The organism is Streptomyces gelaticus, from assembly GCF_014649535.1.
In the GTDB taxonomy this organism is placed as follows: Bacteria; Actinomycetota; Actinomycetes; order Streptomycetales; family Streptomycetaceae; genus Streptomyces; species Streptomyces gelaticus.
Genome location: NZ_BMTF01000003.1, coordinates 293,061 through 310,149 on the forward strand (window position 1 = coordinate 293,061; position 17,089 = coordinate 310,149).

15 protein-coding genes and 1 riboswitch are annotated in these 17,089 nt (G+C 72.5%); of the genes, 6 read left to right on the top strand and 9 right to left on the bottom strand.

All coding sequences use genetic code 11. The annotated features are described in order from the left end of the window. Window positions 1-33 precede the first annotated feature (33 nt). Both IE107_RS06170 and IE107_RS06175 read right to left on the bottom strand, forming a co-directional pair. Window positions 34-1,059 carry an AEC family transporter gene (locus IE107_RS06170; protein ID WP_189541826.1) on the bottom strand — a complete coding sequence of 342 codons (1,026 nt, stop codon included), beginning with the start codon at window positions 1,057-1,059 and terminating at the stop codon, window positions 34-36. 200 nt (window positions 1,060-1,259) lie between these two features. Beyond that, entirely contained in the window at window positions 1,260-2,510 is a 1,251-nt protein-coding gene (locus tag IE107_RS06175) for a cytochrome P450 (RefSeq protein WP_189541828.1), read from the bottom strand. A 281-nt stretch (window positions 2,511-2,791) separates the two neighbouring features. On the opposite strand from IE107_RS06175, the gene IE107_RS06180 reads away from it, so the two are divergent. After that, a complete protein-coding gene (locus tag IE107_RS06180; protein WP_189541830.1) occupies window positions 2,792-3,961 on the top strand; it encodes a steroid 3-ketoacyl-CoA thiolase in 1,170 nt (389 codons plus the stop codon). Between the two features lie 102 nt (window positions 3,962-4,063). Next, window positions 4,064-5,350 carry an alpha/beta hydrolase gene (locus IE107_RS06185; RefSeq protein ID WP_189541832.1) on the top strand — a complete coding sequence of 429 codons (1,287 nt, stop codon included), beginning with the start codon at window positions 4,064-4,066 and terminating at the stop codon, window positions 5,348-5,350. Window positions 5,351-5,440: 90 nt separating this feature from the next. Here the strand turns inward: IE107_RS06185 and IE107_RS06190 are convergent, their stop codons facing one another. The 6 genes from IE107_RS06190 to IE107_RS06215 all read right to left on the bottom strand — a co-directional run bounded on the left by IE107_RS06190 (window position 5,441) and on the right by IE107_RS06215 (window position 12,059). Beyond that, window positions 5,441-6,121: a hypothetical protein gene (locus IE107_RS06190; RefSeq protein WP_229866720.1), complete on the bottom strand. Its 681-nt coding sequence runs from the start codon at window positions 6,119-6,121 to the stop codon at window positions 5,441-5,443. Between the two features lie 290 nt (window positions 6,122-6,411). Then, complete coding sequence (locus IE107_RS06195; RefSeq protein ID WP_189541834.1) at window positions 6,412-7,245, bottom strand: ECF transporter S component; 834 nt, start codon at window positions 7,243-7,245, stop codon at window positions 6,412-6,414. Continuing rightward, window positions 7,242-8,954 (bottom strand): ABC transporter ATP-binding protein, encoded by a 1,713-nt coding sequence (locus IE107_RS06200; protein WP_189541836.1) that lies wholly within the window; start codon window positions 8,952-8,954, stop codon window positions 7,242-7,244. Before IE107_RS06200 ends, IE107_RS06195 begins: the two co-directional genes overlap by 4 nt. Continuing rightward, window positions 8,951-10,108 carry an energy-coupling factor transporter transmembrane component T gene (locus IE107_RS06205; protein WP_189541838.1) on the bottom strand — a complete coding sequence of 386 codons (1,158 nt, stop codon included), beginning with the start codon at window positions 10,106-10,108 and terminating at the stop codon, window positions 8,951-8,953. The genes IE107_RS06200 and IE107_RS06205 overlap by 4 nt, the downstream gene beginning before the upstream one ends. Next, complete coding sequence (locus IE107_RS06210; protein ID WP_189541839.1) at window positions 10,105-10,788, bottom strand: SCO2322 family protein; 684 nt, start codon at window positions 10,786-10,788, stop codon at window positions 10,105-10,107. The genes IE107_RS06205 and IE107_RS06210 overlap by 4 nt, the downstream gene beginning before the upstream one ends. Then, window positions 10,785-12,059 carry an SCO2321 family membrane protein gene (locus tag IE107_RS06215; protein WP_189541841.1) on the bottom strand — a complete coding sequence of 425 codons (1,275 nt, stop codon included), beginning with the start codon at window positions 12,057-12,059 and terminating at the stop codon, window positions 10,785-10,787. The genes IE107_RS06210 and IE107_RS06215 overlap by 4 nt, the downstream gene beginning before the upstream one ends. A 110-nt stretch (window positions 12,060-12,169) precedes the next feature. Continuing rightward, window positions 12,170-12,304: riboswitch (cobalamin riboswitch) on the bottom strand. 90 nt (window positions 12,305-12,394) lie between these two features. Between IE107_RS06215 and IE107_RS06220 the strand changes: the two genes are divergently transcribed. Next, window positions 12,395-12,955: a DinB family protein gene (locus IE107_RS06220; RefSeq protein WP_189541843.1), complete on the top strand. Its 561-nt coding sequence runs from the start codon at window positions 12,395-12,397 to the stop codon at window positions 12,953-12,955. Window positions 12,956-13,012: 57 nt separating this feature from the next. Here the strand turns inward: IE107_RS06220 and IE107_RS06225 are convergent, their stop codons facing one another. Further along, window positions 13,013-14,044: a Strvi_7410 family MBL fold metallo-hydrolase gene (locus IE107_RS06225; RefSeq protein ID WP_189541845.1), complete on the bottom strand. Its 1,032-nt coding sequence runs from the start codon at window positions 14,042-14,044 to the stop codon at window positions 13,013-13,015. A gap of 213 nt (window positions 14,045-14,257) precedes the next feature. On the opposite strand from IE107_RS06225, the gene IE107_RS06230 reads away from it, so the two are divergent. From IE107_RS06230 to IE107_RS06240, 3 genes are all read left to right on the top strand, one after another. Continuing rightward, window positions 14,258-15,718, top strand: coding sequence for an aldehyde dehydrogenase (locus IE107_RS06230; RefSeq protein ID WP_189541847.1), 1,461 nt, complete (start codon window positions 14,258-14,260; stop codon window positions 15,716-15,718). Further along, window positions 15,718-15,951 carry a ferredoxin gene (locus tag IE107_RS06235; protein ID WP_189541849.1) on the top strand — a complete coding sequence of 78 codons (234 nt, stop codon included), beginning with the start codon at window positions 15,718-15,720 and terminating at the stop codon, window positions 15,949-15,951. Before IE107_RS06230 ends, IE107_RS06235 begins: the two co-directional genes overlap by 1 nt. Before the next feature lie 328 nt (window positions 15,952-16,279). After that, entirely contained in the window at window positions 16,280-17,086 is an 807-nt protein-coding gene (locus IE107_RS06240) for a 3-hydroxybutyrate dehydrogenase (RefSeq protein ID WP_189541851.1), read from the top strand. The last annotated feature ends 3 nt before the right edge of the window (window positions 17,087-17,089 follow it).

The following is a 17,089-nucleotide window of genomic DNA, read 5'->3' on the forward strand; positions in this document are numbered from 1 at the left end:
CCCGGTCCGCCACTCGAACGGCTCAGAGCCTTCTCAGGAGCCGGTCGCCCCGAGCGCCCATGTGGCGAGTGAGAGCGTCGCCATGGAGACCACTGTCGAGGCCACCACCGCATTGCGGGCCGGCCGGGTGTCCAGTTTGTACTGCTGGGCGTAGATGAAGGCGTTCTGAGCGGTCGGCAGCGCCGAGCAGAGCACCACGGCCAGGAGCTGGTGCTCCGGCAGATGCAGCAGCGGACCGCCGACCGCGAACGCGATCAGGGGCTGGAGCAGTGTCTTCAGCGCGACCGTCACGGCGACTTCGGCACGCGCCGTGCGCCCCGCGCCCTCCGTACGCACAGGCTGTGCCGTGTTCGGCGCGAGCTCTGTCGAACCCGCTGCGGCCGGGCGGGCGTTCAGGGAAATCCCCAGCGTGATCAGGGCCGTCGGCACGGCGGCGGCGCCGAGCAGGTCGCAGGAGTGGGCGAGCACGTGCGGCAGCCGCAGTCCGAGCGCGGACACGGCCACCCCGAGCAACGAGGCCATGATGACAGGGTTGCGGACCGGCATGGTCAGCATCCGCCGGAACACCACCGCCTTCCCGGACCCCGACCGCGCCCCCGCCGCCGTCGGTCCCGTGCCTGTCCCCGTGTCCAGCAGCGTCAGGATCACCGGGGAGACCAACAGGACCTGGAACAGGATGATCTGGGCGACGAACGAGGCGTCACCGAGCACCTGTACCGCCACCGGAATGCCGAGGTTGGCGGAGTTGACGTAACCCGACGTCATGCTGCCGATCGCCCGGTCGGCCGTGCCCCGTCCGAAGAGCCGGCCGGCCGCCAGGAACCCGAGAACGCAGACCAGTACGGTACCCGCGGCGAACGCCACCATCGATGAGTTGGCGAAGGAGTCCAGCCGTGCACCGGACACCATGGTGAACAGGGCGGCGGGCATGGCCACATGGAAGACGAACCGGCCGAGCACGGCCTCCGCGCGATCGCCCAGCAGACCGCTGCGGCCGACCGCGTAGCCGGTCGCGGTGAGCATCCAGATGGGGGCGAAGGCGGAGAGCAGGGCGTGCATGCCGCCATGATCCCCGCGCCGTTGTGCGTCTCCCGCGCGGGGGTTCGGCGGCGGGGCGGGGTGCCGGGCACCGGATACGGACGGCGAGGACCGGGGCGTGAGGAAGGAGACCCCCCGCCGTCCGAGACGAGTTCCCGCCGTCCGAGGCGAGCCCTCGTCACCCGTGGCGAGCCCCCGCCGTCCGGAACCGACGGCGGCGGTCAGCGCTTGGCGGTGCCGACCTGGAGCTGCTTGATGCCATTGAGCCACGCCGAGCGCAACCGCCGCGGATCGCCGACCAGCCGCAGGTCGGGCAGTACGTCGGCGATCGCGTTGAAGATCAGGTTGATCTCCATCACGGCAAGGGACTTGCCGAGGCAGAAGTGCGGACCGCCGCCGCCGAAGCCGAGGTGGGGATTGGGATCGCGCGAGATGTCGAAGCTCTCCGGGCTTTCGAAGACCTCGGGGTCGTTGTTGGCCGACGAGTAGAACAGCCCGACCCGGTCCCCCTTCTTGATCTGCTGCCCGCCCAGTTCGGTGTCCTGGGCGGCGGTCCGCTGGAAGGAGACCACAGGGGTGGCCCAGCGGACGATCTCCTCGGCGGTCGTCTCCGGGCGCTCGCGCTTGTAGAGCTCCCACTGATCGGGGTGGGTGAGGAAGGCGTGCATGCCGTGGCTGATGGCGTTACGGGTGGTCTCGTTCCCGGCGACGGCCAGCAGGATCACGAAGAAGCCGAACTCGTCGGAGGAGAGGTTCCCTTCGCCCTCCGCGGCGACCAGCTGGGAGACGATGTCCTTGGCCGGGCACTCCTTGCGGGCGGCGGCCAGATTCATCGAGTACGAGACGATCTCCATGGCCGCCTCGGTGCCGGCCTCCTCGGTGATCGCGTACTCGGGATCGTCGTACGCCGCCATCTTGTTGGACCAGTCGAAGATCTTGGCCCGGTCCTCCTGCGGTACGCCGATGAGTTCCGCGATGGCCTGGAGCGGCAGCTCGACGGCGATATTGGTGACGAAGTCGAACGAGCCGTCCTCATCGGCGGCGGCGAGCGCGGTCTCGACGATCGAGCGGGCGCGGTTGCGCAGGGCCTGTTCCAGCGAGCGCACCGCCCGGGGGGTGAAGCCCCGCTGGACGATCTGGCGGACCCTGGTGTGCTCGGGCGGGTCCATGTTCAGCATGATCAGTTTCTGGACCTCGATCTGGTCCCGGCTGATCGACTCGTTGAAGCGGATGACCGCGGTGTTGGTGTGGGAGGAGAACAGCTCCGGGTGGGTGGAGACGTACTTGACGTCCGCGTGCCGGGTGACGACCCAGTAGCCCTCGTCGTCGAAACCGGAGACACCGGCCGGCTGGGGGCACCACCAGACAGGTGCGGTCTGCCGCATCTGTGCGAACTCCGGGTGCGGAATGCGGGCTTGGAGCAGATCGGGATCGGTGAAGTCGAACCCTTCGGGCAGATGGGGGCAGGGCATCGGCAGCTCCAGGTCGGTCCGAGGGCCGCCCGGACGTTGCCTGACGACCCATCAGATGTTGACGGAAAGGTAGTAACGAGTTCTACAACTGGCAAGAGTGGCGGTCCGTTCTGTTGCATGAAGGGTGAGTGTGGCCGGCATGAAGCGGTATGCAAGGAGCGTGCAGCACTCTTGCGTACCGGGGGTAAGCCTCATAAGACTGCTAAAGAACTAGAACGCGTACTAGTTCCATCCGCGGGCGCCGGGACGCCCCTGCGGAAGTGCGAGGAGAGGACGAGCTCATGGCCGCGGAACCCGTCATCGTCGAAGCCGTACGCACCCCCATCGGCAAGCGCTCAGGCGCGCTCGCCAATCTGCATCCCGGCTATCTGCTGGGCGAGACCTACCGAGAACTCCTCGGTCGCACCGGCATCCACGCCGACTGCGTCGAACAGATCGTGGGCGGTACGGTCACCCACGCCGGCGAACAGTCCATGAACCCGGCCCGCAACGCCTGGCTCGCCGTGGGCCTTCCGTACGAGACCGCCGCCACCACCGTGGACTGCCAGTGCGGTTCCTCGCAGCAGGCCTCCCACATGGTGGCCAACATGATCGCGGCCGGAGTCATCGACGTGGGCATCAGCTGCGGTGTCGAGGCCATGTCGCGCGTGCCGCTGGGCAGCGGCTCCAAGCACGGACCGGGCAAGCCCTGGCCCGACGAGTGGAACGTCGACCTGCCCAACCAGTTCGAGGCCGCCGAGCGCATCGCCCGCAAGCGCGGACTGACCCGGGAGAACGTCGACTCGCTCGGGCTGATCTCGCAGGAGCGGGCCGCCGTCGCCTGGGCCGAGGAGCGGTTCAAACGGGAGACGTACGCCGTCCAGGTGCCGACCACCGAGGAGGAGCAGGCGGCCGGGCAGGGCATGTGGCGCCTGGTCGACCGGGACGAAGGACTGCGCGACACCACCATGGAGGGGCTCGGCCGGCTCAAGCCGGTCATGCCCACCGCCATCCACACCGCGGGCAACTCCTCCCAGATCTCCGACGGCGCCTGCGCGATCATGTGGGCCTCCAAGCGGATGGCGCGCGCCCTCAAGCTCAAGCCGCGTGCCCGGATCGTCGCGCAGGCCCTGGTCGGTTCCGACCCGCACTTCCATCTCGACGGGCCGATCGACGCGACCCGCGCGGTGCTCGGCAAGGCCGGGATGTCGCTCAAGGACATCGACATCGTCGAGATCAACGAGGCCTTCGCGTCCGTGGTGCTGAGCTGGGCGCAGGTCTTCGGGCAGGACCTCGAAAAGGTCAATGTCAACGGCGGGGCCATCGCGCTCGGTCACCCGGTGGGCGCCACCGGAGCCCGGCTGATCACCACGGCGCTGCACGAACTGGAGCGCCGCGACAAGGAGTTCGCCCTCATCACGATGTGCGCGGGCGGCGCCCTGGCGACCGGGACCATCATCCAGCGGCTCTGAGGGACAGGTTCGCCCCCCGTCCCGGGGGTGTTGCCAGGTGCACCCCGGGCCGGGGGCCCACGCCGATACCGGCGCGGCGCCCGGCCGCCTAGCGTCGGCGCCATGCAAAACGACAACAGCCTTACAGGACAGCAGACTTCGCGCACGGGCCGGCGCATCGCCCGCCGGGCGACGGCCGCCGCCGCGGTGCTGGTCCTGGCCGCGCTCGGCGTCGCGCCCGCCGTGGCCCAGCAGCCCGTCGGGGCGCCCGGGGCACGGCACTCGGACACCGCGCACGGCAGAGGCACCCTGCTGGGCATCACCCCCGTGGCCGACCTCGATCGCGCGGACGTCGCCCGCTTCCTCGCCGCGGGCGGCATGGACACCGGCACCGTCCGGCACGGACTGCGGGCCTACCGCCTCACCTACCGCACCGTCACCCCGCAGGGCGCTCCCACCACCGCGACCGGCCTCCTCGCCCTCCCCAAGGGCGGGCCCCACCGGCTCGACCTGGTCTCCGACACCCACGGCACCATGGCCCACCGCGACTACGCACCGTCCGTCGGCGAGGACTTCGGCCGCTTCGCCCCGTACCTGCACGCCTCGGCGGGCCGTGCCGTCGCCGCGCCCGACTACCTGGGTCTCGGCAAGGGCCCCGGGCGCCACCCGTACATGGACACCAAGTCCTCCGTCACCGCCACCGTCGACATGCTGAGGGCCGCACGCACCGCCGCCCGGCGCCTGGACCGGCCGCTCACCGGCGATGTGTACGCCAGTGGCTTCTCCCAGGGCGGCCAGGTCGCGATGGCCCTGGGCAAGGCCCTCGGCAACGGCGTGGACCGGCACTTCACGCTCCGGGCCCTCGCCCCCGTATCGGGCCCCTACGACATCGAACACGCGGAGATGCCCGCACTGTTCGACGGCAGGGTCAACGACACCAGCGCCGTCTTCTACATCTCGTACTACCTCACAGCGCAGAGCAGACTGCACCCGCTCTACAAGGACCCCTCCGAGGCGTTCTCGAAGCCGTACGCCGCCATCGTGGACGACCTCTTCGACACCGGCCACACCGAGGAGGAGATCATCCCGGCCCTGCCCGCGACGCTGAAGGAACTGCTCACCGACGACTACTACCGCCGGCTCCAGCACCCCACCGGGGGCCTGCTGGACGCGGCGCGCGCCCAGGACGGCAACTGCGCCTGGAAGCCGCAGGTTCCGGTACGGCTCTACTCCTCGTCCGGTGACACCGATGTCCCGATCGCCAACGCCCGCCACTGCGCCGCCGATCTGGCCGCCCGGGGCGTCGAGGCCCCGGTGGTCGACCAGGGCGGGGCCGACCACAACACCACGTACATGAAGTCGGGTCCGCAGATCGTCCGTTGGTTCGATGCGGTGGCCGCGCGGCGCTGAGCGCGGCGGGCCCGTGGGCGGGAGAAACGGGGGAACCCCGGCCGGCCCTCCGGCCGGGGCCGTGTCACCCGGGCGACGGGGGCGCCTTCCTCAGTACGGCACGTGCGTGGGGAAGGTCGCGGTGGGGCTGAACAGCGCCGCGTAACCCTCTTCGCGGCGGTGCCGCCCGGACCGGTTCACGTCCGCGACCGGGTTCGTGAGTGTGAGCAGCCCGTCGTTGGCGAGTTCCTGTACGCGCATCAGCAGGGTGCGTACCTCCAGGCCGAGTTCGGCGGCCACCGTCTGCAGATCGAGACCGGACTCCCAGCTCCACAGCAGCACGGAGTCCATGCTCGGCGACCAGTAGACGGTGTGCTCCACCTCGGGCGGCGGTGCCGGCGCGGGGATGTAGGCCAGTGTCCCCGTCGTGGCCGGGGCCGGTGCCGAAACCGGGGGTGCAGCCGGGGGCGCAACCGGTGGCGGCGCGGGCTGCGGCGCTTCGGGCGGGGGTGGAGGGGTCTTGTCGACGGGGCGCGCAGCGGCGTTCTCCGGCGCGGCGGCAGGCTCGCCCGCCGATTTGCCCGCGGTCGACGAGGACCGGCTCAGGAGCTTCTCGGCGAGGGACCGGGCGTCGGTGCGGCCCACGGTGCGTCGTGCCAACCGCACTTCGCGCTCGTTCAGGCCCATCAGGTCCGCGATCGATCCGTCGTCTCCGACGGTGACGGCGAAGGCGGCCAGCGTTCTGGCCCGCTCCGCCTGCATTTCGTCCAGCAACGCCTGTGCACGGCGCATACGTTCGTCGCTGGCGCAAAAAGCTTCCGCCAGGACGGTGTTCCGCTCCCAGAAGTCTCGTGGTTCCACGAGATTCACAACGCGCCGGTGGCCGCCGGGAACGGATGGATGAGCCGAATGCGCCTGGATGGACCAATGAGTAATTAAGTTGGCCAAGTGATATCAAGTGTCCTATTCGCTCGCGCGGGTGGTTGAATGCGGATTTCGCGTACGGATGTGGACACGGGCACGGCGAGGGTCCCGACCGGAGGCCGGGACCCTCGTACCGGAATCCGGAAGTGTCGGAGCCCTCACTCGCGAGGAGCGTCGAATGTGACCTGGGCCTCGAAGTTGGCGCGGCGGGTGGCCCGGCGCAGCGCCTTCAGCAGCGCCGGGCCGACCGTCAGCGTCAGCACCGCGGTGAGCACGGCCCGGCCCAGGTCCCAGCCGAGCGAGGTGGCCGCGCAGTACGCGAGGAAGCGGACCAGGTTGTCGGCCAGCGGATCGCCCGGGTGGAAGGCGATGCCCGAGCCGAGGCCGGGCACGATCGTCCAGCCGTACAGGTTCATCACCGTGCCGTACGCGAACGACGCCACGAACCCGAACCCCGCCAGCATCAGCAGCTCGGCCCGCCCGCGCAGCCGGTCCGGGCCCGGCAGCAGGCCCGCGCCCATCGCGAACCAGCCCATCGCCAGCATCTGGAACGGCATCCACGGCCCCACCCCGCCGGTGAGCAGCGCCGAGGCGAACATGGTCACCGAACCGAGCACGAAGCCGAAGCCGGGCCCGAGCACCCGGCCGCTCAGCACCATCAGGAAGAACATCGGCTCCAGCCCCGCCGTGCCCGCCCCCAGTGGGCGCAGGGCAGCGCCGACCGCGGCCAGCACCCCCAGCATCGCCACGGCCTTGGCGTCCAGACCGGAGTCCGCGATCATCGCGACGACCACCCCGACCAGCAGCGGCAGCAGCGCGGCGAACAGCCACGGCGCGTCCTGCAAGTGCGCCGGGTCGGCGCCGGGGCCGGCCAGCAGCGGCCAGCCGAACGCGACCACACCGATGGCGCTGACCAGGACGAGCGCGGCGATCGCGCGCGGCCCGAGCCGTACCGGCCGCACCTGGCGCCCGCCCACGACGCGCCCGCTCACGACGGCTCTCCCAGCGCGGCGCGCACCTGGGCCACGGTCAGCCACTCCTGCGGGGCGAGTATCTTCGCGGTCTGCGGGGCGAACGCCGGGGACGACACCACCACCTCCCGGGTCTCGCCGTCCGCGACGGTCTCCCCGTCGGCGAGGATCACCACCCGGTGCGCCAGTTCGGCGGCGAGCTCCACGTCGTGCGTGGCCAGTACGATCGCGTGGCCGTCGGCCGCGAGGCCCCGGAGCACCCCGACCAGCCGGGCCTTCGCCGCGTAGTCGAGGCCGCGGGTCGGCTCGTCCAGGAGCAGCAGCGGGGGCCGCGCGGTGAGCACGACCGCCAGGGCCAGCGCGAGGCGCTGGCCCTCGGAGAGATCACGGGGATGGGTGTCGTCCGGCACGCCCGGCAGCAGCTCGGAGACCAGGGCCCGGCAGCTGCCCGGGGCGGCGCCCGCATCGCTGTCGGCCGCGGCGCACTCGGCGGCGACGGTGTCCGCGTACAGCAGATCCCGTGGCTCCTGCGGTACGAGGCCGACCCGGCGCACCATGTCGCGCGGCTCGGTGCGGTGCGGGGTCCGGCCACCGACCAGGACGGTGCCGGTGGTGGGCTCGACCATGCCGACGAGCGTGGCCAGCAGGGTGGACTTGCCCGCCCCGTTGCGGCCCATCAGGGCAACGGTCTCGCCGGGGGCGACGGTGAGCGTCACCCGGCGCAGCGCCTCGACCCGGCCGCGCCGTACGCCGAGCCGCTCGACCCGGGCCGTGGCGTCGTCGACGGACCCGGGAACGTCGGCCGCCCGCGCGCCGCGGCCCAGCAGCCGGGCCAGGGCGCCGCGCCGCACGGGGGAGGGGGCCGGGGGCGGCAGGACGGGAGCGGTCACCGGCTCCGGAACGGGCGGCCGCACCGGGGCGAGCCGCTCGCGCAGGCCCGCCGCCCGGCGCCGGGCATCGCGGACCGAGAGCGGCAGCGGCTCCCACCCCGCCAGCCGGCCCAGCGCGACGACCGGCGGGCGGACCGGGGAGAGGGCCATGACGTCCGCCGGGGCGCCCATGACCGGGGCGGCGCCCGGCGACGGCAGCAGGACGACCTGGTCCGCGTACTGCACCACCCGCTCCAGCCGGTGCTCCGCCATCAGGACCGTCGTCCCCAGGTCGTGCACCAGCCGTTGCAGCACGGCGAGGACCTCCTCGGCCGCCGCCGGGTCCAGCGCGGACGTCGGCTCGTCGAGGACCAGGACCTTCGGGTGCGGGGTGAGGACCGAACCGATCGCGACCCGCTGCTGCTGGCCGCCGGAGAGGGTGGCGATCGGCCGGTCGCGCAGCCCGGCGAGCCCCAGCAGGTCCAGGGTCTCCTCGACCCGCCGCCGCATCACGTCCGGGGCCAGGCCCAGCGACTCCATGCCGTACGCCAGCTCGTCCTCGACCGTGTCGGTGACGAAGTGGGAGAGCGGGTCCTGGCCCACCGTGCCGACCAGATCGGCGAGTTCACGCGGCTTGTGGGTACGGGTGTCGCGCCCGTCGACCGTGACCCGGCCGCTCAGCGTGCCGCCGGTGAAGTGCGGCACCAGACCCGAAACGGCACCGAGCAGCGTCGACTTGCCGACCCCGGACGGGCCGACGAGCAGCACCAACTCGCCCTCGGGAACGGTCAGATCGACCCCGGAGAGGGTGGCACCGGCCGCCCCCTCGTAGTGCACCGAGACCTGCTCGAACCGGATCACTGGATCTCCTTGGAACGCGGGGCGCCCGCCGACGGCGGCACCGGCGCCACCACCGCGGGCAGCAGCCCGATCAGCACCGCGGCCGCGGGCCACAGCGGAAGCACCGGCGCGGCCAGCGGCACGACCCCGGGGTGCAGCGCCGCCTCGTCGACACTGCCCGCCCAGATCATCGCCACCGCCACCGCGGCACCCGAACCAGCCACCAGCCAGGCCCGCGCACCCCACCGGTCGGGCCGGTAGCGGGTACGCACCGAACGGGCCCCGCCGAGCCGCAGCCCGGCCGTCGCGGCGACGAGCCCGGCGAGCAGCAGCGGCAGCCCGTACACCGCGCCCTGCGCGGCCAGCAGACCGTACGTACCGGCGCACACCCCGAGCAGCCCGCCCAGGGTGAGGACGTTCGTGGTGTGCCGGACGGCGGGCGGGACCTGGGCGGTGCGCCCGTATCCGCGTGCGTCCATCGACGCCGCCACCGCGACCGACCGCTCCAGCGCGCCCTCCAGGACCGGCAGCCCGATCTGGAGGACCGCCTTGACGCCGCGGGTCGGACGACCCCGCAGCCGCCGTGCGGTGCGCAGCCGCATCACGTCGGCGACCATGTTCGGCGCGAACGTCATCGCGACGACGACCGCGACGCCCGCCTCGTACAGTGCGCCCGGCAGCGACTTCAGCAGCCGGGCCGGGTTGGCGAACGAGTTCGCCGCGCCGACGCAGATCAGCAGGGTGGCCAGCTTCGCCCCGTCGTACAGCGCGAAGAGCAGCTGCTCGGCGGTGACCCGGCCACCGACCCTGACCCCCTTCGCCCAGTCGGGCATCGGTACCTCGGGGAGCGTGAACACGGTGTGCGTACCGGGGATCGGCGAACCGAGGAAGACGGAGAAGACCAGCCGCACACCGACGACGAACAGCCCGATCCTGATGAACGTCCCGTACGAACGGGCCCACGGCACGTCCGTGCGGCGCGCCGCCACGACGTAACCGGCCACCCCCACCAGCAGCCCGAGCAGCAGCGGATTGGTGGTCCGGGACGCGGCGGTGGCGAGGCCGAGCGCCCACAGCCACCAGGCCCCGGCGGGCAGGGCGTTGCTCCGGTTCGCCTCTGGGGCGCGCAGCGGGCGGCTGCGCGCCAGGACAGCGGAGCCGGTCGGGGCGGTCATCCGCGGCGGCGGCGGGCCTGCACGACCGCGGCGACACCGAGGAGGAGGACGGCGCCGACCCCGACGAGCACCCCGGCGGACGGGCCGGAGGAGCCGCCCGAGCCGACGGAGGCGGACGGTGCGGCGGAGGCGGACGCGGACGCGGATTCGGCGGGCGTGCCCTGCCCGTCGCCGGAGACCTGCTCGCCGCAGCCCGAGGCCGGGTAGCCGGTGATCGCGCAGAGCATCGCATCGCTGCTGTACCGCAGCGGCTCGGCCACCGCGGCGAGCGCTTCCGCGGCGCTCGCGTCGGGGCCGACCCGCGCGCACGCGGTGCGCGGCGCGGGCGGTTTCTCACCGGCCGGGGCGTCCGCGGCCGTGCCGGGGTCGATGACGAGCGCGATCCGCTTGGTGCCGTCCTTGGCCGGGGTGCCGGCGCAGATCTCCGTGAAGCCGGGGGCGCGGCGCGGCTTCGCCGAGTCCTCGGAGTCCTCGCTCACCGAGAACCGGAAACCCTGCACCGCCCCGTCGTCCGGCCGGACCAGGGACGGGCCCTGGGTGGCGTACGTCCACTCGGAGCCGGAGCTCTCCCAGAACGACCAGTACCGATAGCCGGCCGCCTGGGCCGGTCCCGCGCCGAGCACGGCCAGGACGGCGCCCAGGGCCACCAGCAGCGCGGTGGCCCGTACCGCGCGCCTCACGGCTGCCTGTTCTTCCGGCGACCGCTGATCAGGAAGAACGCGATCGCGGCGAGGACGAGGCCGATGCCGACGTACCACCACACGCCGCCGATCACGTCGTCGCCGCTGTGGACCTGGTCCTTCTCCGTGGGCTCGTAGCCGGTGTCGGCGGAGGGGTCGGGCGTCACGACGGCGGCGGGCTCGGGGCCGGCCGTGTTCAGCCGGGCGACCAGGTCGACGCCGCCGAAGTCCCGGGCGTCGTCGCCGGTCGAGTGGGCGGCCAGGATCAGCTGGGCGTAGGCGGCGGGGCCGCTCCGGGCGGCCCAGTCCGCGGAGTTCTTCTTCAGCCAGCCGATGGCCCCGGCCGCCTTGTCCTGGTGGCCGGAGGCGGACAGGGCGACGACCGCGTCGGCGGTGTTGCCGAAGTCGGGCTGCGGGGTGGAGTCGGCGGCACCGGGCATCGGCGCCTGGTTCAGGTGATTGCTGCCGGCGAGGGCACCGACGAGGTAGTGGGCGCCGTTCTGGGCGGCCTGCTCGGGCGTGAGGCCGGAACCGGACCGGCAGACGGGCGCCTTGCCCGCGGCGTTGTTCCCGACGGCCATCGCCTTGCCCATCGTGCCGAGCACGGCGGCCGCGGTGGCGTCCGCGTTCGCGGTGAGCTTCCCCTTCTTGTCGCTCTGGTACGCGAAGGCACCGCCGTCCTTGCCGCCGCACGGGATCGCCAGCGCGAGCAGCGGGTCGTAGGGGGTCTTGCCGCCGGGGGTCGTGATGTCCGCGAGCTTCTGCCCCTGCCGGGCGAGGGCGCCGATCACCAGGGACGTGGAGTTGGCGTCGCTGGGCGCGCCGGCGGTGTAGCCCCAGCCGCCGTCCTCGTTCTGCACGGACTTCAGCCAGCGCACCGAGTTGTTCACGGTCTCCCGGTGTCCGCCGACCTCGACCAGTGCCTGGGCGGCGGCCGCGGTGGCGTTGGTGTCCCGCACCGTCTTCGTGTCGCACGGCTTGGAGACATCGGGCCGGAACGCGGCGTAGGAGCCGTCGGCGCACTGCTGGGAGACCAGCCAGTCCACCGACTTCGCGGCCGGCGTGACCCCTTCGACCCGCTGGGCGAGGAAGGCCATCGACTGCCGCCACACCCCGTCGTAGGTGGGGTCCTTCGTGCCGTACAGCCCGGCGGGCAGTGCGGCGGACGGCGAGGGCGAGGGGGACGGCGCTGCGACCGCGACCGGCGCAGCGGCCGCGCAGAGCACGGCGGCGGTGGCGGCGAGCGTCGCTGCGCTGCGGCGTACGGTCATGGCGGGCGGGGCCTCTCCTGCGGGGTGAACCGGGCACAGGCACGCTCAGGCACCAGGCTCCGGCTCCGTATACCTCGACGGTGCCGACCATCGGTGGGTCCGGTGGTCCGAGCCGGTCACGACCGCGGACAGGGCATTCCGACTCACCGTCTGCGACGACGGCTCACGGCTGCGTGGTCAGTGCCGGATTCGCACCGGCTTCCCCCTGAACGGGCATGATGACGACCCGCACACTCTACCGGGCGGCCCCGGACGGGCCCGGGGCGGCTTCGGCCGGCCCGCAATGCGGAAAACCCACTGGCGGTTTCCGCCCCGCACACAAGACCATGTCCCGCATGAGTGATCACCCCGCACGCTGGACCCAGGCGACCGTCTACCCCGACATGTGGGCGGACCCGGACGACGACCCCCGCGACTCGGAGGGCCCCGGTCCGGACGGAGAGCTTCCGACGCTCCAGGAATACCTGAGCGACTACCGGCTGACCCTGCGGATGAAGTGCGAGGGCCTGGACGCGGAGCAGCTGGCCCGTCGGTCGGTCCCGCCGTCGACGATGTCGCTGCTCGGCCTCCTGCGCCACCTCGCCGAGGTGGAACGGGACTGGCGCAACTGGATCACCGACGGCGAACCGCTGCCGAAGCTGTACGGCAAGCGTGACGCGGACTTCGACGGAGCCGTCGCCGAGCAGGCCGTGGTCGACGCCGCGTACGCCGATCTGGAGCGCGAGCAGGCCGCGACCGACGCCGCGCTGGCCGCCCACACCGACCTGGGCGAGCGGCTGGGGAAGGACGGGATCTCCGTCCGGTCGCTGCTGGTGCACAGGATCGAGGAGTACGCCCGGCACTGCGGGCAGGCCGACCTGCTGCGCGAGTGCATCGACGGAAGGGTGGGTCAGTGAGGCCCGGCCGGTGAGATGAGCAGCGCGGGGCGGCCCGCCCCGCGCTGCGTTCAGCGTTCACACCGCGATGTACGTCACCGGCTCGCTCCCCGGCACCGCCTCCGCGCGCCCGAGCTTCACCAGCCGCCGCAGATGCGCCTCCGCCTCCGAGACGGCGATGTTCCGGGAGCCGTGCGGGATCTGCTCCCAGGGACGGTTCCACTCCATCCGCTCGGCCAGCTCCCACGGCGTCAGCGGCTGTGCCAGCAGCCCGAGCAGTCCGGTCAGCCGCTCCTCGTGATGACCGAGGAGTTCCCGTACGCGTCCCGCCGCATCGGTGAAGGCGTACTGATGGGCGGGCAGTACCTCGGCGGCCCCGAGCCTGCCGATCCGCTCCAGCGAGTCCAGGTAGTCGCCGAGGGGATCGCCGACCGCCGCGTCGTCCGGGCCCTCGTACAGCCCGATGTGCGGACTGATCCCCGGCAGCAGATGATCCCCCGAGAAGAGCCGCCCCCGGCCCGGCAGATTCCCCGGATGCTCCTCCTCCAGGTGCAGGCACACATGCCCCGGCGTGTGCCCGGGCGTCCAGATCGCCCGCAGCCTGCGCCCCGCCAGAGCGAGCAGCTCACCGGGGACGATCTCCCGGTCCGGCAGCGCCGGCCGCGACCCCGGCAGGGCCCGCGCCCGCCCCCCGCCGGCCCGCAACGGCGCGAGGTGCTCCTCGGGCGCACCGACCGCGCTGAGTTTGGCCGCGAGATACGTCAGCCAGGTACCGGGCCGGGACTCCCGGGTACGCCGCACGATCGCGGTGTCCGCCGGGTGCATCGCGATCCAGGCCCCGGAAGCCTCACGCACCTGCCCGGAGAGCCCGTGGTGGTCGGGATGGTGGTGGGTGATGACCACCCCGTGGACGTCGGCCACCTCCGTACCGACGGCGGCGAGCCCGGCTTCGAGCGTGTCCCACGCCTCGGGGTCGTCCCACCCGGTGTCGATCAGGACCGGCCCGCGGTCGGTGTCCAGGACGTGCACGAGGGTATGGCCGAGAGGATTGTCCGGGATGGGCACCTTGATGCTGTGCACACCCCCGCCGTGGTCGGTCACCTGCGTCATGAGGTCCCCATCTCTCCGGACGACGTACGGCTTTGCGGCTCCGGTGCGCCGCCCCCACTGTAACGAGAACTTGTTCCAGTAGTAGCCCCGGTCGACCATCTCGTCCGGGGTGACGTCGCGGACGTGGACTCCTGGAACTGGAACTGGTATCAGTTCTGACAGAGAGTCAGATGACTGTTCGGGCAACGCGCCGGGCCGCGGGAGGCAGCAGAGATGACCGAGCTTGTCGAACACGGAAAACTGTTCATCGGCGGGGAGTTGGTCGATCCGCTGGGCCGGGACACGATCGAGGTCGTTTCGCCGCACACCGAACAGGTCATCGGCCGGGTGCCGCACGCCTGCGAGGCGGATGTGGACCGGGCCGTCGCCGCCGCGCGGCGGGCGTTCGACGAAGGACCCTGGGCGCGGACGGGCCTGGACGAGCGGATCGCGGTGGTGACCCGGATCAAGGACGCCTTCGCCGTGCGGTACGAGGAGATCGCCCGGGTCATCAGCACGGAGAACGGCACCCCGTACACCTCCAGCGTCATGGTGCAGGCGCTCGCCGCGATGATGGTGTGGGACTCGGCGATCACCGTCGCCCGCGAATTCCCGTACGAGGAACGGCGGGCCGGGGCGCTCGGACCGCTGCTGGTGCGCCGGGAGCCGGTCGGGGTGGTCGCGGCCGTCGTGCCGTGGAACGTTCCGCAGTTCACCGCCGCCGCCAAGCTCGCGCCCGCACTGCTCGCCGGCTGCTCCGCCGTGCTCAAGGTATCGCCCGAATCCCCGCTGGACGCCTACATCCTGGCCGAGATCGCCGCCGAGGCCGGGCTGCCGGAGGGGGTGCTGTCGATCCTCCCGGCCGACCGCGAGGTCAGCGAGTACCTGGTCGGGCACCCCGGAGTCGACAAGGTGTCGTTCACCGGGTCCGTGGCCGCCGGGCGCCGGGTGATGGAGGTCGCCTCCCGCAATCTCACCCGGGTCACCCTGGAGCTGGGCGGCAAGTCCGCCGCCGTCATCCTCCCGGACGCCGATCTGGACGCCGCAGTCGCGGGCATCGTCCCGTTCGCCTGGATGATCAACGGCCAGGCGTGCGTGGCCCAGACCCGCATCCTCGTCCCGCGCTCCCGCTACGACGAGACGGCCGAGGCGTTCGCCGCCGCGGCGGGCGCGCTGAAGATCGGCGATCCGCTCGACCCCGCCACCGAACTGGGCCCGCTGGTCGCGCGGCGCCAGCAGCGACGTTCGCTCGACTACATCCGGATCGGGCAGGACGAAGGCGCCAAGATCCTCACCGGCGGCGGGCGTCCGGCGTCCCAGGAGCGGGGCTGGTACGTCGAGCCGACCCTCTTCGGGGACGTCGACAACTCCATGCGCATCGCCCGCGAGGAGATCTTCGGCCCCGTCATCTGCCTGCTGCCGTACGGCGACGAGGACGAGGCCGTACGGATCGCCAACGACTCCGACTACGGCCTCAGCGGCAGCGTCTGGACCGCCGACACCGAACGCGGCATCGACATCGCCCGCCGGGTCAGGACCGGCACGTACAGCGTGAACACCTTCAGCCTCGACATGCTCGGCCCGTTCGGCGGGTACAAGAACTCCGGTCTGGGGCGGGAGTTCGGCCCCGAGGGGTACGGCGAGTACTTCGAGCACAAGATGATCCACCTGCCGGCCGGATACGAGGGGGCGTGATGGGGGACCGCTGGTCCGTGGAGGTCGACCGGAGCATCTGCATCGGCTCCGGGATGTGCCTGAACCACGCGCCGGGACGCTTCGCGCTGGACTCCGCCCGGCAGTCGCGCCCGTCGGACCCGGAGACCGATGCCGACGAGAAGGTCCTCGCGGCCGCCGAGGGCTGCCCGGTCGAGGCGATCACGATCACGATGGCCGGCTCGGGCGAGATCGTCTTCCCGCCGGAGGATTAGGGCCTGTCCGGCGGATCACGGCCGGGGGCGGGGTGTTGCGGCTCCCGGGGGAACCGCGGTGCGGACGCCGGGGAGTGGGGGAGACCGCGCCCATGGGCCCGGCGGACACCCCCGCTCCCGGCTGTGTGCGGCGCCGCCGTCGCGTCCTCGCCCCCGGGGTGCCGCGCTGCGGGCGGCACCGTGCGCGGGGCGCCAAGCGGGCCCGGACGCCGCGCACCGCCGGCCCGCCGCCGGACCCGCACCATGTGGGCCGCCGCCATGCCGGGGTGCGACGGTGTGTGCGCCGGCCCCGTGTGACGAGGGCCCCGGCCTCCCTACGGTGACGGCCATGGAGACTCCTCAGCACCCGGACCCCGGGCCCAGCCCGCTCACCGTCCCGCCCCCCGCGAACCCGCTGCTCGCCGGGCGCACCGCCCTGGTGACCGGCGCCGCGAGCGGGATCGGGCGGGCCTGCGCCCAGGCCCTGGCGGCGGCCGGCGCCCATGTGCACGTGGTGGACAGGGCCGCCGAAGCCGCGAAGAGCCTGGCGGATGAGATCGGCGGAACCGCGTGGGTGGTCGACCTCTCGGACCCCGACGCGGTGGACACCCTGCCCGACGGCGCGGACATCGTGGTCAACAACGCCGGGCTCCAGCACGTCGCGCCCGTGCACGAATTCCCGCCGGAGCGCTTCGCGCTGATCCAGCGCGTCATGGTGGAGACCCCGTTCCGCATCTTGCGCCGGACCCTGCCGGGCATGTACGAACGCGGCTGGGGGCGCGTGGTCAACATCTCGTCCGTGCACGGACTGCGGGCCAGCCCCTACAAATCGGCCTATGTGACGGCCAAGCACGCACTGGAGGGACTCAGCAAGGTGGTGGCGCTCGAAGCGGCGGGGCACGGGGTGACGAGCAACTGCGTCTGCCCCGGCTACGTACGCACCCCCCTGGTCGAGAACCAGATCGCGGACCAGGCCCGTACGCACGGCATCTCCGAGGAGGAGGTGGTGGGCCGGGTCATGCTGGAACGCAGCGCGATCAAGCAGTTGATCGAGCCCGATGACGTCGCCGAGGCCGTGCTGTGGCTCTGCGGGCCGCGCACCGGGCACATCACCGGGACCTCGCTCGCCATGGACGGCGGCTGGACCGCCAACTGACCC